We start from the raw sequence: 732 nt of genomic DNA, 5'->3' as shown, positions 1-732 counted from the left end.
CGAAAAACGCATGCAGCGGACCGGGCCCCTTGGCCGCTGCCCAGGCCGCCTCGACCAGCATGGCGCGCGCGTGACTGCGGCCGATCTTGCTGATGCGGCCGTGATGGGCGGCGCCCAGTCCGGACTGCCGTAGCCGCGGGTTCAGCCCAAAATAGCTCACCAGCTTCTGCGGGCTGTTGAACCGGCTGATGTCGCCGATCGCCGCCATGATGCCGGCAGCGACCGCCAAGTTGACGCCGGTGATCGTCATCAATCTGTTGACCGCGGAATCGTCGATGGCGTCCTGCGCGATCTCGCGGTCGAGCAGGGCCAGATCTTCCGCCAGCCGGTCAAGCTCGCGGACGTGCCGATCGATCGCCGCGCGCTCATCGTCCGGCAACGGTTGGGCGGCCAACCACGCCCGGCCGCGGCCGTTGAAAAGATCGGCATGCGGGCACTTCGGGATCAGGTGCGCGTGCAGGATCGAATGCACCTCGTTCTTGAGCCGCGTGCGATGGCGCACGACCTGGTAGCGCCGCGCCACCAGCCGACGCTTGCGTTCCGTCTCCGCGTCAGGCGTCCAGATCTGCGGCAGGTACCCAGCCGCCTGCAGACTGGCGAGCGTGCCGGCATCGATCTTGTCGGTCTTGACGTGAGCCTGGGCGATCGCCTTCACCTGCAGCGGATTGGCGATAATCACCCGTGCCACGAACGGTGCCAGAACCCGCGATACCGCCATGCTGTTGCCGGTCG

The 732-nt window shown here is 67.2% G+C and carries 1 protein-coding gene; it reads right to left on the bottom strand.

The genetic code is table 11. From position 1 onward, the window contains the following. Positions 1–732 (bottom strand): IS110 family transposase (locus tag IVB42_RS11230; protein ID WP_247470130.1); only part of this gene is annotated, 732 nt, incomplete at both ends.

This window comes from Bradyrhizobium sp. 45 (genome assembly GCF_023073155.1).
GTDB classification, from domain to species: domain Bacteria; phylum Pseudomonadota; class Alphaproteobacteria; order Rhizobiales; family Xanthobacteraceae; genus Bradyrhizobium; species Bradyrhizobium canariense_D.
Note: the sequence above shows the minus strand (reverse complement) of the source record. Positions and strands in the feature narration are given on the sequence as shown.